The organism is Chloroflexota bacterium, assembly GCA_014360905.1.
GTDB lineage: Bacteria > Chloroflexota > Anaerolineae > UBA2200 > UBA2200 > JACIWX01.
Window position 1 is genome coordinate 1 of record JACIWW010000040.1, and the last position, 14,470, is coordinate 14,470.

The 14,470-nt window shown below is 60.6% G+C and carries 8 protein-coding genes; 2 read left to right on the plus strand and 6 right to left on the minus strand.

Going from position 1 to position 14,470, the window contains the following annotated elements:
- Positions 1–517: 517 nt before the first annotated feature.
- The 5 genes from H5T67_12315 to H5T67_12335 all read right to left on the minus strand — a co-directional run bounded on the left by H5T67_12315 (position 518) and on the right by H5T67_12335 (position 10,538).
- On the minus strand, positions 518–1,528 hold the full coding sequence (locus H5T67_12315; protein MBC7246088.1) for a zinc-dependent alcohol dehydrogenase family protein: 1,011 nt from the start codon (positions 1,526–1,528) through the stop codon (positions 518–520).
- 12 nt (positions 1,529–1,540) lie between these two features.
- A complete protein-coding gene (locus H5T67_12320; GenBank protein ID MBC7246089.1) occupies positions 1,541–6,781 on the minus strand; it encodes an SBBP repeat-containing protein in 5,241 nt (1,746 codons plus the stop codon).
- 1,022 nt (positions 6,782–7,803) lie between these two features.
- Positions 7,804–8,676: a DegV family protein gene (locus tag H5T67_12325; GenBank protein ID MBC7246090.1), complete on the minus strand. Its 873-nt coding sequence runs from the start codon at positions 8,674–8,676 to the stop codon at positions 7,804–7,806.
- Between the two features lie 19 nt (positions 8,677–8,695).
- On the minus strand, positions 8,696–10,012 hold the full coding sequence (locus tag H5T67_12330; GenBank protein MBC7246091.1) for a geranylgeranyl reductase family protein: 1,317 nt from the start codon (positions 10,010–10,012) through the stop codon (positions 8,696–8,698).
- A gap of 289 nt (positions 10,013–10,301) precedes the next feature.
- A complete protein-coding gene (locus tag H5T67_12335) occupies positions 10,302–10,538 on the minus strand; it encodes an acyl carrier protein (protein ID MBC7246092.1) in 237 nt (78 codons plus the stop codon).
- A gap of 506 nt (positions 10,539–11,044) precedes the next feature.
- Between H5T67_12335 and H5T67_12340 the strand changes: the two genes are divergently transcribed.
- Complete coding sequence (locus H5T67_12340; protein ID MBC7246093.1) at positions 11,045–12,100, plus strand: type 2 isopentenyl-diphosphate Delta-isomerase; 1,056 nt, start codon at positions 11,045–11,047, stop codon at positions 12,098–12,100.
- Positions 12,097–13,119, plus strand: a complete 1,023-nt coding sequence (locus H5T67_12345) for a polyprenyl synthetase family protein (GenBank protein MBC7246094.1) — start codon at positions 12,097–12,099, stop codon at positions 13,117–13,119. Before H5T67_12340 ends, H5T67_12345 begins: the two co-directional genes overlap by 4 nt.
- A gap of 104 nt (positions 13,120–13,223) precedes the next feature.
- On the opposite strand, the gene H5T67_12350 is transcribed toward H5T67_12345, so the two are convergent.
- The gene (locus H5T67_12350) at positions 13,224–13,718 is read right to left on the minus strand and encodes a hypothetical protein (protein ID MBC7246095.1); all 495 of its coding nucleotides are present in this window, start codon (positions 13,716–13,718) and stop codon (positions 13,224–13,226) included.
- Between the last annotated feature and the right edge of the window lie 752 nt (positions 13,719–14,470).

Consider the following 14,470-nt stretch of genomic DNA (forward strand, 5'->3'; position numbering starts at 1 on the left):
CACTTCAGTGCGCCTGGAGTGTGGCCGGGGCGTGAACTCCCCAGCTGAATGTGAAAAGCCCTTTTTAGGGGCTTTTCCCTTTTAGGCAAGGATTTCAATCCCTGGCGCGTATGAGCGCTGAAGCGCTCACTACGAACCCGCCAAAAGACGGCGGACTGTTGTCCGCCTGGAGCAGTGCGCACTTCAGTGCGCCTGGAGCAGGGACGGGGCGTGAATTCCCCAGCTGAATGTGAAAAGCCCTTTTAGGGGCTTTTCCCTTTTAAGCAGGGATTTCAATCCCTGGCGCGTATGAGCGCTGAAGCGCTCACTACAAACCCGCCAAAAGACGGCGGACTGTTGTCAGCAGGTTCGTAGTGCGCACTTCAGTGCGCCTTGGAGCGTGGCCGGGGCGTGAATTCCCCAGCCGAATGTGAAAAGCCCTTTTTAGGGGCTTTTCCCTTTTAAGCAGGGATTTCAATCCCTGGCGCGTATGAGCGCTGAAGCGCTCACCACAAACTAGTAGCCCTTGTGGTAAAGCCTAATGCTTCTCGGCGACGACTTCCAGCACGGCACTGCCGCGTATTTCTCCCCGCTTCAGGCGCTGCAGAGCCACGTTGGCTTCCGACAGCGGATAGACCTCCACCTCGGTGTGCACGGGGATCTCGGCTGCCAGGTGCAGGAATTCCTCAGCATCTCGGCGCGTGAAGTTGGCCACGCTGCGCAGCACACGCTCGCCGTAGATCCATTCGTAGCGCAGTTCGGGGATGGGGCTCATGTAGATGGCGTTGATGGCCAGCGTGCCGCCGGGACGCAGATAACTCAGCGCCAGAGGCACGATCCACCCCGCTGGCGCGAAGGTGATGCCTGCATCCAGGGGTGCCGGAGGGGTATCCTGCGCCTGCCCGGTCCAGGCAGCGCCCAGTTCCTCCGCCAGCCGCCGATGCTCCGCACCGCGGCTGAAGACATAGATCTCGCAGCCCCAGTGGCGCGCCACCTGGATGGCGATGTGGGCGCTGGAGCCAAAGCCGTACAGTCCCAACCGTTGCCCTGGCTGAATCCCGCTTAGGCGCAGGGAGCGGTAGCCGATGATGCCCGCGCATAGCAACGGCGCCGCCTCCCAATCCGTGAATCGTTCTGGAATGGGATAGGCAAAGCCCTCCTCAACAAGGGCATAGCCGGCATAGCCCCCATCCACGTGCAACCCGGTGAAGCGCGCATGGGGGCACAGGTTCTCCTCGCCCCGGCGGCAGAAGGCGCACTCCCCACAACTCCAGCCCAGCCAGCCCACTCCCACGCGGTCGCCCAAGCGGTAACGAGCAACTCCCGGCCCCACCGCATCCACCACGCCCACAATCTGGTGCCCTGGGATGATGGGCAACTTGGCGGGCTTCAGTTCTCCCTCTATCGTGTGCAGGTCGGTGTGACAGACGCCGCAGGTGTGCACTTGCAAGCGTATTTGCCCCGGCCCAGGGCTGGGATCCTCTATCTCGGTCAGCACCAGCGGTTCATCTTCGACGCGCTTAGTGGAAAACAGCATCATCGCTTGCATGACATCCCTCTTCTACCAGCGCACCCACAATTCTACATCATCCAGATACGCTGCCGAAATCCCATCCCAATCATCGTTTCTGACCCCAAAGTGCACTTTGATACGCGTGCCAGCATAGATGCGCAGGTCATAAGTACGCCGGGTCCAGACGGGATTGAAATCCGTCCAGAGATCACACTGCAGGATGCTGTCGTCGTGGGCGCGCAGCACGCAGAAATAAAGCGAGTCGTACGCATCACGTGCCATGAAGGGGAGGTAGTAGAAGGACAAGTTGGCCTGCGTCGCTCCAATGGGAATCTCCACGGCTTGCTGCACGGAAGAGAAACTGAAATAAGGAGGGCCAGATTCGATGCCCAGGCGCATGGAGCGCAGACCGCTATGTGCATACCGCGTGGAGTAGTTGGCAGGATGAGCGGTGTCGGGAATTTGCCAATCGGGACGTTCCCAGGCCTCGTCTGTTTCGAAACTTGGGTTGACGATCAACTGCGCCTCGCGCGGCGTGGCCCCAGGAGTAGCGGTACCTGTGGCGGTTTTGGTGGGCGTTGGCATGGGCGTTGTCGGCGGCGTGGCTGTGACAGTCGCTATGACCGTGGCGGTTGGCGTGCGCGTCCGAGTGGGCGTCGCGGTCGCCGTGGGCATGGGCGTGGGCAAGCCCCCCGTGTAGTTGCGCATGACCAGGGGCAGCCAAAGCGGACGTGCAATCGGCAGCGGCGTGACCGTAGGCCAGCCAAAGGGGTACATGGCAAAATCGTGCACCGGGTTGGTACGTAAATCGGACACCGGGACGATGTCCACCCGGATCTGATAACCTGGCGCCCAGCCGTACAGCCTGGCCTGGTCATGGTCGCACAGATTCAGGTAGTAAACCGGTAACAGCAGGGCGTAACGTCCATCCGCATTAGTCGTGGTCTGCAAGAAACTCGGAACGCACATTTCCACCGACACCACTGCCTCTGGAATGGGATGCCAAGGGCCAAACGCCGCATCGTAAACCAGACCGGTGAGGAGGATATCCCCAGTTGGTGTATCGGTCGGTGTCGGACCGAGCGTTTCGGTCGCGGTAGGCGTGGGCGTGCGTGTATCCGTAGGCGTGGCGGTTGGAGTACGCGTGCGCGTCGGCGTCACGGTGGATGTCTCCGTGCGCGTGGGCGTGGGGCTGCTCGTGGCAGTGGGCGTGCGCGTGTCGGTAGGAGTGGCAGTTGGCGTACGCGTGCGCGTCGGCGTCACGGTGGATGTCTCCGTGCGCGTGGGCGTGGGGCTGCTCGTGGCAGTGAGCGTGCGCGTGTCGGTAGGAGTGGCAGTTGGCGTACGCGTGCGCGTCGGCGTCACGGTGGATGTCTCCGTGCGCGTGGGCGTCAACGTTCGCGTTGGTGTAGGCGTTAAAGTGTAGGTTGGCGTATGAGTGGGCGTATGGATCGGCGTATCCGTTGGCGTGCTGGTCGGCGTATTGGTCGGCGTAGGCGTCGGCGTATCCGTTGGCGTGCTGGTCGGCGTGTTGGTCGGCGTAGGCGTCGGCGTATCCGTTGGCGTGCTGGTCGGCGTGTTGGTCGGCGTAGGCGTCGGCGTGTCCGTTGGCGTGCTGGTCGGCGTGTTGGTCGGCGTAGGCGTCGGCGTATCCGTTGGCGTGCTCGTCGGCGTGTTGGTCGGCGTAGGCGTCGGCGTATCCGTTGGCGTGCTGGTCGGCGTGTTGGTCGGCGTAGGCGTCGGTGTATCGGTCGGCGTGCTCGTCGGCGTGCTGGTCGGCGTAGGCGTCGGTGTATCGGTTGGCGTGCTGGTCGGCGTATTGGTCGGCGTAGGCGTCGGCGCTGGGTTCACTGTGATCACAGTGCTTGCGTCATCGTGGCAGCCGTGGCTGTCCGTGATGGTCAATGTGACCGTATAGACGCCTTCTATCTGGTACGTGTGCGTAGGATTTTGCGTGACGGAGATTTGGTTGTCGCCAAACTGCCAGTGCCAACTCACGATGGGATTGCTCCCGGCAGTGGAAGTATCCGTGAAGTACACGGTCAGTGGCGCATCGCCACTGGTAGGCACGGCGTTGAAACTTGCCACCGGTGGGGCATTCGCTGTGATCAAGTTGGACACGCTCTTGCTATGGGTGCAACCAAAAGTATCCGTCACGGTCAAGGTCACAGTGTAGGAACCCGCTGTGGTGAACGTATGAGTGGGATGCTGAGACGATGAGATGGCGCCATCGCCGAATTGCCAGTACCAACTGCTGATAGGGTAACTGCCCGCGGTGGAAGTATCCGTGAAGTACACGGTCAAGGGAACGCAACAGGACTGCGGTGCAGCCTGGAAGTTAGCCGTTGGTCCAGCCCGCGCGGTGACGGTTGTCGCGCTTGTGCAGGCGCAGCCCCAGGCATCCGTCAGGTGGATGGTGATGGTGATGGTGCCCGCACTGCCCGCATTCCACGCGATGGCGCTGGTGTTCTGCCCCGAGATGATCGTGCCGCCTTGGATGTCCCAGGTGTAACTAGCCCCCGAGCCCGCCGCTGGCACCCAAGCACTGTGCCCCGTGGAACCAGCGCAGACCTCAGATGCACTGACGGTAATGGTGCACGGTGGGCTAGCGTACACGGGCACATCCACCTGGTTCGTACAGGTATAGCCTTGGACATCAGTGATGACGATGCCCACCGTAGCCGTTCCTGCGCCGAGAGCGTCCCACACGATGGTCGTGCTGTAGGGCAGCGAGGAAGTAATGACGCCACTGCCCATAATGTACCAGCCATAGGTTGCCCCCGGGCCAGAATAAGGCACGGAAGCAGTATGCCCGGTGGAGTAGGCGCACACGCCTTGCGGAGGCGTGCTGAGGGTGATGGAGCAGTCCAGATAAGCGCCGACTTTGGCCACAAAGGCGTCTTCTCCACCGTTGTAGTCCAGGTCTGGCCCCTGCGTTACAGGAAAGTCGCTCGAGGTCGTCCTGCCGGTGACGTAGGTGTTTTCGTAGCCATCCGGGACAATGTCCCAGGCTTCATCGTAGCCGCTTCCACCGAAATAGCCACAGAAAACGAGCGGAGCGGTGCCCTGTGGGTTCACTTTGGCCACAAAGCCATCCATCAAACCATTGTGGGTGAGATCGGGGCCGACCACGACCGGGAAAGTAGCCTGGGTGGAGTAGGTGAAGCCGGCGACGTAGGCGTAACGCATAGAGTCCAACGCGATGTCGCGCGCTTCTTCGGCCGCGTCGCCTCCGATGTAACCGCAATAGACCAGTCCTGTGCCATTAGCCTGCACTTTGGCCACGAAAGCATCGCTGGCACCACCATTGTAAGTGGTATCCGGCCCAACACTTACCGGGAAACCCTGGGTCTGGCTGGACTTGACCCAGCCAGCGACGTAGGCGCTGCCAGCGCTGTCAATCGCGATGCCTTCGGCGGAGTCGTCTTGGCTTCCGCCGATGTAGCCACAGTAGATGAGCGCGGTGCCTGCCGGGTTGATTTTGGCTACAAAGGCATCGCCCCACTGCGTGCCACCGTTGTAAGTCAGGTCTGGCCCGACGACCTCGGGAAAAGTACTCTCATTGGAGGAGGTATGGCCGCACAGGTAGGCATTGCCGCTGCCGTCCACGACGATATCCAAGCCGGTCTCGTAGCCATCTCCGCCCAGGTAGGTGGCATAGACCAAGCCATTCCCCGCCGGGTTGACCTTGACGATGAATGCATCGGCACTGCCGTTGTGCGTGGTATCGAAGCCGCTCAGCGAGCCAAATCCATCCCCATCAGGGAAGGTGCTCTCGTCGGAATAGGTGGCGCCGACGACATAGGCGTTCCCGCTGCCATCCACGGCCACGCCCCAGGCCTCGTCATAACTGTAGCCACCGATGTAGCCGCAGTAAACCAGCGCCGTCCCTGCGGCATTGACCTTGGCAATGAAGGCATCGCCCCAGTCATTGTAGGTCGTATCGGGACCAACTGTGACCGGGAAATCGCTCGAATCGGTGTAGCCCACCACATAGGCATTGCGGTTGGCATCTAGGTCGATGGCATAGCCCCAGTCCGTGCCGCTGCCACCGATGTAGCCGCAGTAGAGGAGCGCCGTCCCCTGGGCATTGACCTTGGCCACGAAGACATCCCATCCAGCGGTGTGGGTCAGATACGGCCCGACGGTCTCGGGGAAGGTGGTTTCGCTGGATGCGGTATGCCCCACGATGTAGGCGTGCCAATCGCTGTCCACGACGATGCCGCGTCCTTCCTCGTCCAGGGAGCCGCCGATGTAGCCGCTGTAGAGGAGGATGGAGGGGTCAACGACCAAGGGTTTGCTGGCGTCGTAGGGTCCCACATGGAAGGTATAGATGAGGGGCGTATTCCATGTTGCGTTTCCCGTTTTTCGTATTTCGTTTTTCGTATTTCGTGTTCCGTCCAATGCGTACGCTACGTCCACCGCCACGCGCTGGCCATCCATCTCCTGGTAGGCAGTGGGACAGTCGTCGTGGAAGGCGCCCAGCGGCGTCGAGACTTCCAACTGCCCTTGCGGGGTAATGGCGAGCGCGGTCGCACCGTGGTAGGCAAGCCGAATCTGCGTCGGGTCTGCGCCGGGGTGCACGATGAAGGTGTACTTCAGGCGGTTCACGGTGCCCGAGTACACCAGGTCTATGCCCGGCCAGAGGTCACGATAAACGATGCTGGCGTAGGTGCGCAAGCCGGTTTTCCACTGCTCTGGCGCTCCCTTGAAGTAACTGATGACGGCTGGGGTCAAGTCCTGCCCGATGAGTTGCGGGTTGGGGTTGGCGTCCACGAACTCCAACTTGAGCGCCATCTGGTAGCGTGTGCTTTCCCCTTCGGCAGGGCGATGTGCGCTGATCCCTTGCTCAGCGGATGGCCAAGCCCCCTCCGTTGGTGCGGAAGCCAGCGAGCCATCGAGCACGAAGGCAACGCCCTGCGCAGTGAAATAGAGCACCTTATCCCGTCCTTGGATGTAGAAGGCGACGCGCTCATCCACCTGGCCGCGGTTCTCGATGAAATAGAGTGGGAGTTGCCCAAACGAGGAATCCAGCGCGATGTGAGGCTGGGCATTGCTCGTTGCTCCTGGGGAGGGGTCAACCAGTGCAAGGTTGGTTGAGGAACGCAGGTTGGAGTGGGTTGTGGAGCGCTCTGCGGCAAGGGCAGGCCAGTGCTCCGCGGCAACGGGCGCGGCAGCCAATACCGAGGGATTCGCGACAGGTGTTGGCATGCGTCCCATGGCATGAAAACGCCCGCCAGAAAGGAGCAGAGATAGCACAACTGCGATGATGAAGATACTTCTCCTCACAATTGCCTTTCTATTGCCAAAGTCTTACTGCCGAGAACACAGCGCCTCGTTACAATAGACGTACAACAACGATTTTCATCACGGCAAATTGCGTTGCTACGGCACAAGCAGGGCATGAGCGGAGCCGCATAGTTGCATTATAGTATCAACATAGTTTCAAGTCAAATAGCGGGATTGGGATGGGGCTGCCTCACCCCTGGCCCTCCATCCTACGCTGTAGGAGAGGGATGGGCGTGGGCTATTGCCCACGCGGAGCAGAGGCTAAAAGCCCCTAAAAAGGGCTTCTCACATTCAGCTGGGGAATCCACGCCCCGGCCATGCTCCAGGCGCACTGAAGTGCGCACTACGAACCTGCTGCCCCTTTCAAGGGCTTCTCACATTCAGCTGGGGAATTCACGCCCCGGCCATGCTCCAGGCGCACTGAAGTGCGCACTACGAACCTGCTGACAACAGTCCGCCGCCATCCCTGATGCGGGTTTGTAGTGAGCGCTTCAGCGCTCATACGCGCCAGGGATTGAAATCCCTGCCTAAAAGGGAAAAGTCCCTAAAAAGGGCTTCTCACATTCAGCTGGGGAATTCATTCCCCAGCCACGCTCCAGGCGCACTGAAGTGCGCACTACGAACCTGCTGCACTGAAGTGCGCACTACGAACCTGCTGACAACAGTCCGCCGCCATCCCTGATGCGGGTTTGTAGTGAGCGCTTCAGCGCTCATACGCGCCAGGGATTGAAATCCCTGCCTAAAAGGGAAAAGCCCCTTTCAGGGGATTTTCACATTCAGCTGGGGAATTCACGCCCCGGCCATGCTCCAGGCGCACTGAAGTGCGCACTACGAACCTGCTCCAGGCGCACTAAAGTGCGCACTACGAACCTGCACTGAAGTGCGCACTACGAACCTGCTGCCCCTTTCAAGGGCTTCTCACATTCAGCTGGGGAATCCATTCCCCAGCCACGCTCCAAGGCGGACAATAGTCCGCCGTCTCCTAGCACGGAGAAGGCGGCTAGAAAAGCCGCCCCTACTCCTCACTTATCCAGCACATGCGCCGGGAAATAGCACACGCCCACCGTGCCCGGGCCGGTATGCACCGCCAGCGCCGAGGAGAGGCTGGTGGTCAGCATCTCCACGCACTCGAAACTCTTCTCCACCAATTCGTGCAGCACCTGCGCTGCCTCCTCATCCGCCGCGTGCACGATCGCCGCCTTGATCTTGCCCCCCTGTCCCACCTTCTCGGCAATCAACTCCACCATGCGCCGATACGCCGCCGCACGGCTGCGTTCCTGCCCTAGCGCCACGATCACCCCATCCTCCATGCTGATCAATGGCTTGATATTGAGAAGCGAGCCCACCAAGTGCTTCGCTTTGCCAATGCGCCCGCCCAGGTACAGATAGCGCAGCGTATCCGCCGTCTGCAGCATCCGTGTCACGGGAATCATGCGCTGAATGAGCGCCAGGATGTCGTCAAGCGTCGCACCGGCCAACGCTGCCCGCGCCGCCTCCAGCGCCATCCAGCCATGCGCCATGGACACGTTGCGCGTATCCACCACCTCGATGCGCACGTTCGACAACTCCTTCAGCGCCATCTCCTTCGCCACCAGCGCCGCTTGATATGCCCCGCTGCCAATGGAGGTCATGCACACGATGAGCATATCATTGGCACGCTGGGCAGCTGCCTTGATCTTCTCGATGTAATCCGCAGGCCCTGGATTGGCTGATTTCGGCAACTCGGTCGCCTTGCGCATGTAATCCAGGAACTCGTCCCTTGTTATGTCAATGAGGTCGCGGAAGGCTTTCGTCCCGATGTGCACGTAATAGGGCACCCGTGCGATCTCGTACTTTTCGTAGAAATCATCGGGAAGGCTAGCACAGGTATCCGTGATGACAGCAACTTTTGCCATTTCTCGCTCCTTTCGTCATTTACTTGCCCGCACCGATGCTCAGGGCAAAAAGGTGCAGAAAACGCTCGCCAACGCGCTGCTCGGGCGGGAAACGCGCCCGCAAACGGTAATTGCGCGCTATCTCTCGCCCGATGCCCGCTGCCCACTCCTGCTCGTAACGGCTGAGCCTCTGCCGCGATACATCGCCTGCCGCGATCGCCTCAGCCGCCACCTTTGCTGCCAGGCGTCCCGCCGCCATGCCATTGGCAATCCCACCGCCGGTCAGCGGATCCACCTGCCGTGCCGCATCGCCCACCAGCATCAGCCCATCCGCCACCATGGGCGATGGGGGCAAGCCAACCGGCACCCCGCCGACGACCAGGGTCACGATGCTGCCCTTTGCCAAGAAAGGGTGGCGCTCGACAAAGCGCGTCAGCGCTTCCACCGGCGACACCGTGGCCAGGTCAGCCTGGATACCCAGCCCCACGTTGGCACGCCCCTCGCCCTTGGGGAAAATCCAGACATAGCCGCCTGGTGCGTTCTGGCGATCTAAATAATAATACGTGCACTGCGGATCAACTTCGATGCCTGCCAGCAGGAACTGCGCGCAGGTCATCAGGTCTTGGCGCAGCAGAGTCGTGTCCAACCCAGCCCACACTCCAACGCGGGACTCGACGCCATCGGCGCCAATCACCACACGTGCAGCGATGTCGCGCTGTCCCCATGGCCCTTGTGCGCGCACGCCAACGACCGCTTCTCCCTCGCGCAATAGTCCCGTCGCCGCCGTCTTGACCAGCACCCGTGCCCCTGCCTGCGCCGCTCTCTCCGCCAACACGCGGTCGAACACGCGCCGCTCCAGCACGTAGCCCACGCCGGCAGATGCGCTTCCTTCGGGCAACGCTTCCGACTCCCAGACACACTCCTGCCCATCCTCGACCAACACAATGTGCGCTTTGCATATCCGCGCGCTGATCCATCGTTCATCTGGGGCAATGAATTCGCTCAGCGCCTGATGGGCAATGCCCTCCGCACAGCGCACCGGCGAGCCGATTTCCTGCCGCTTCTCCAGGAGCAGCACCGCCAGCCCCTGCTTCGCCGCTTCCCACGCCGCCACCGCACCCGCTGGTCCCGCTCCTATGACCACCACATCGTAGCGATCTTTGAGCTCCGAATATGGCTGAGGTTGCTCACCTGCTGGCAGCAGCGCGCCCATGGGGCAAGCCGATAGGCAGAGGTTGCACTCGATGCAGTCCTCCGTGACAACCAGCCGCGTCTCCTGCAGGTCCAGCGCATTGACCGGGCACACGCTGACGCAGGAGCCGCAATAGGCACAGCGCCGCACATCAACGGAAATCAAACCGACCCACCTCCATCGTGGTGCACACCGCAGGGGCGTAATGGGTTGCCTCCTACCCTTGTGCCATCCTCAACCAACAGATTGGCAAGGTCTTTCGCCCCTACAATATGCCATGCGTTACATCTCGCTTCTAACGTCAACCACTAATCTTCTTCAACACACGCAGGGCGCGCAACGTGACCTTTTTGCTGGGTTTCCTCTTCTGCTCGATGTCCACCCAGGTCTTGCAATTTCCAAATAAGCAAATCCTCCCACAGGATCATCGCTTACGCCCATGGGAGGATTCCCACTACTTCAGGCCGTGCGCTTCCAGATAGGCGACCGCCTCACCCACGGTCTTGATCTGCTGTGCTTCCTCGTCGGAAATCGTGCCGCCGAATTCCTCCTCAAAAGCCATGATGAGTTCGACCAGGTCCAGCGAATCCGCGCCCAAATCCTCGCGGAAGCGAGCTTCTGGCACCACCTTGGACTCGTCCACTCCCAACTGCTCGACAATGATCTTCTTGACACGTTCGAAAACCGTCATCTCTTGCGCTCCTTTCTGAGAAGTATAAGTTCGCTATGTGGTTACATGGTGCATTTGCCAGGTGTGCGCTCGCTGCGCCACGCCCACCATGCACCAGAGTATATCCACTTTGCCCCACCTAGTCAACTGCTGCATCGCCCTATTACTACCCATCTCCTATGGAGTAGGAGAGGGATGAACGTGGGGTGTTGCCCGTGCGGAACAGATGCCAGTGATTGAAATCCCTGCTAAAACAAGCCCCTGAAGGGGCTTGACCACATTCAGCCGGGGAATTCATTCCCCGGCTATGCAGGCTGGGCGTGGAAGCCCAGCCTGCTGCTCATTCCCCTGCCCCGCTCCATGCGGACAACAGTACGCTGCCATCCCTGGCGTGGACTGTTGCCCACGCCGAGCAGAGTATGACCTGGTAACGATCTGCTGGCACAAGCGCACACCCAATTTGCCATCCCTGCTATCTTATTGTATAACAATAACACCATTTTGAGCAAAGTGTTACGGAGCCACACATGAGCAATTCGCATGCCAAGCGCAAGCGCGACCACTTGCGCATCTGTCTGGAAGAAGACGTTCGCGTCTATGACATTACCACCGGCTTGGAACGCTACCAACTAGTCCACTGCGCCTTGCCCGAACTCAACCTCGACGAGATTGACCTGCGCACGCAATTCCTGGGCAAAACGCTGCAAGCCCCTCTGCTCATCTCCGCCATGACCGGCGGCACGTCCATCGCACGTCAGATCAACTGCAATCTGGCGGAAGCAGCAGAGGCCTTGGGCATTGCCATGAGCGTTGGCTCGCAGCGCGCCGCCATCGAAAAGCCGCGCCTTGCTTCCACCTACCAGGTACGCAAGGTGGCGCCCCACATCCTGCTCTTCGCCAATCTGGGCGCGGTGCAGTTGAACTATGGCTATGGGCTGGACGAATGTCGTCGTGCGGTGGACATGATCCAAGCCGATGCGCTGATGCTGCACCTCAACCCGCTGCAAGAGGCGCTTCAGCCAGAGGGCAATACCAACTTTGCGCGTTTGTTGGACAAGATCGCCCTCATTTGCCGCGACCTGGGCGTGCCGGTGGTGGTCAAAGAGGTGGGCCATGGCATATCCGAGGCGGTGGCGCGGCAACTTGCCGCGGCTGGCGTGGCAGCCATTGACGTAGCTGGCGCCGGGGGCACTGCTTGGAGCCAGGTGGAGCAACACCGTGCCCAGACCGACCTGCAATTCCGCGTTGCTGCTGCTTTTGCCCGCTGGGGCATCCCCACCGCTGAAGCAATCCGACAGGTGCGTTGCGCGCTGCCCAACTTGCCGCTCATCGCCAGCGGCGGCATCTGGAATGGGCTCGACATCGCCGTCGCTCTGGCTCTGGGCGCCGACCTGGTGGGCATGGCGCGTCGCTTGCTCGAACCAGCCTGCATCTCCGCCCAAACCGTCCAGGACGAATTGCAGGTGCTCATCACCAGCCTGCGCGTGGCTATGTTCGCTGCCGGGCTGCGCGACATCCCTGCATTGAAGACGGCGCCTCTCATGCAGAGAACCTCCCTCGATCACTACCCGGTGGATGAATGATGGGCATCGCCTTTCAACCCTATCTGACTGCCATAGAAGAAGAATTGCGCCAAGTAGTGGCTGCGCCGAGCGAGAACCTGGCTCATTTCTACCAGATGATGTCCTACCACCTGGGCTGGCTCGACGAGAATCTTGCTCCCGTTGCAGGATACGGCGGAAAACGCATCCGCCCCTTGCTCTGCTTGCTTGCCTGCGAATCTGCCGGCACAGATTGGCACCGCGCCTTGCCCGCCGCAGCGGCCGTGGAACTCATCCACAATTTTTCCCTCATCCATGACGACATCGAGGACAACAGCACCACCCGTCGTGGACGTCCTACCGTGTGGTCGGTATGGGGACTGGCTCACGGCATCAACGCTGGCGATGCGTTGTTCGCCTTGGCGCATCGCGCTCTGGATCGCCTGAGCAATATGGGAACGGCGCCCCACATCGCACTGGCCGCTATGGAAATCCTGCATCAGACTTGTCTGGAGTTATGTCACGGGCAATACCTGGACATGGCTTACGCAGGGCACCTGAACGTGACGGAAGAGTCCTATCTGCGCATGATCGCGGGCAAGACCGCTGCCCTCATCGCAGCCAGCACCCAACTGGGCGCCTTGATCGCCGAAGCGGGCGAACGAGTGGAACACTACCGCCTTTTTGGCTGGCATGTGGGCATGGCATTTCAGATGGTGGACGATATCCTGGGCATCTGGGGCGACCCTACCACCACAGGCAAGTCCGCGGCGGATGACATCCGCAACCGCAAGATCACCCTGCCCATTCTCTTTGCTTTGCGCTCCCCAGAGGTAGGAGCAAAGCTGGCTATCCTGTACCGCAAAAGTCGCCTGAGCGAGGCAGACATCGCTCACGCCGTGTCCCTGCTCGACCGTGCCGGCGCTCGTGATTATGTACAGCAACAGGCTGCCACCTACGAGGCAAGTGCCCTCGTGGCACTCGATGCCGCTGGCGCACAGGAGCCAGCCGCCACCGCCCTGCGCGACCTCGCCACCTCCCTCACCGCGCGCCAGAAGTAACGTCTCCTTACTGCAGAGCACGCGGAGGGAAAATCTTTCCTCCCACTCCGTAGGAGGGGGACCGGGATGAGGACTCAAACCCTACACTTGTCAGGTCTGCTGGCTTAGCTCTTGGGGCGCAGCGCATCCTCTATGCGTCGCATCGCTTCGGGTATCTCCTGATCGGCTACCAGCGCCAGTTCGCCAGCCAGTTGCCGTTTGGCCTTGGTGAGCAGACTCGATTCCAAGACCGAGAGGGGTTTCTTCGCTTGCAGTGCGGATAGATCGCGGATGATCTGAGCCAGTGAGGTCACCTCACCGCTCTGCATGGCTTCGACAATCAAGGCGTGTCGCTCGCGATAGTCCTTGGGCAACTCGGCTGGTTGCGTGCCCAGGACGTCGAGAGCGTGGTTCATGGTGTTCACGCTGGCCGGCTGGCGCAGCCCTGCTTCCTGCGCAGCCTCCACCGGCACATGCACGGTCAGCTCGGTGCTCGGGATGTTAATCACGTAGTACCGCTCGTGCTCCTCACCCTTGCTGCCTATGCGCACATCTACAACAGTGCCCGCTCCGTACCAAGGATGCACCACTTTTTGCCCCACCGTGAATTCACGTGCCATTTTCTTTCCTCAGTTCCACTTTGACTGTATCGTTCAGCAGAGGCGCAATTCCATTGACGCCTACTTTAGCCGCATGGGCAGCGCTTTGACCACCCTGCCCATGAGCTCCAAACGCTATCTCTCCTCTTGTACTACGCTTGGGCACCAAAAAGCCCGGTTACGGTACCTGGAGGACCACACCAAGTACTTGTAACCGGACTTTCCGCGTCGGAGGTCGCGCATCACGACACGCACACGTCTATCCGACTTGCTCACCGTACAAAGCGTAGTCCACGCCTGCTCATATTGTACTGCACTTTGCCAATTGGGTCAAAGCGCCCTTAGAACCTGTTAGTGCTCGTAGGTTCGGCGTGGGCTGTTGCCCACGCCAAGGATAACGGCGGACTGTTGTCCGCCTGGAGCGGGCATGCCATCAACGAATGAGAAAACGAATAAACGAATCACTGCAGAGCAGCAGGCTGGGCTCCCATGCCCAGCCAGCATAGCCAGGGCATGAATTCCCCGAATGTGAGAAGCCCCTGAAAGGGGCTTTTCATTTTGAGCCAGGGATTTCAATCCCTGGCATCTGCTCGGCGTGGACAACAGTCCACGCCAAAAGCCCCTCTCTTGCAGCGTAGGAGAGGGGGCCGGGGGTGAGGCAATCCGAGCGCTGAAGCGCTCACTACAAACCCACGCCAGGCCGGGGGTGAGGCAATCCGAGCGCTGAAGCGCTCACTACAAACCCACGCCAGCAGCGGGCGGAGCCAATCCGA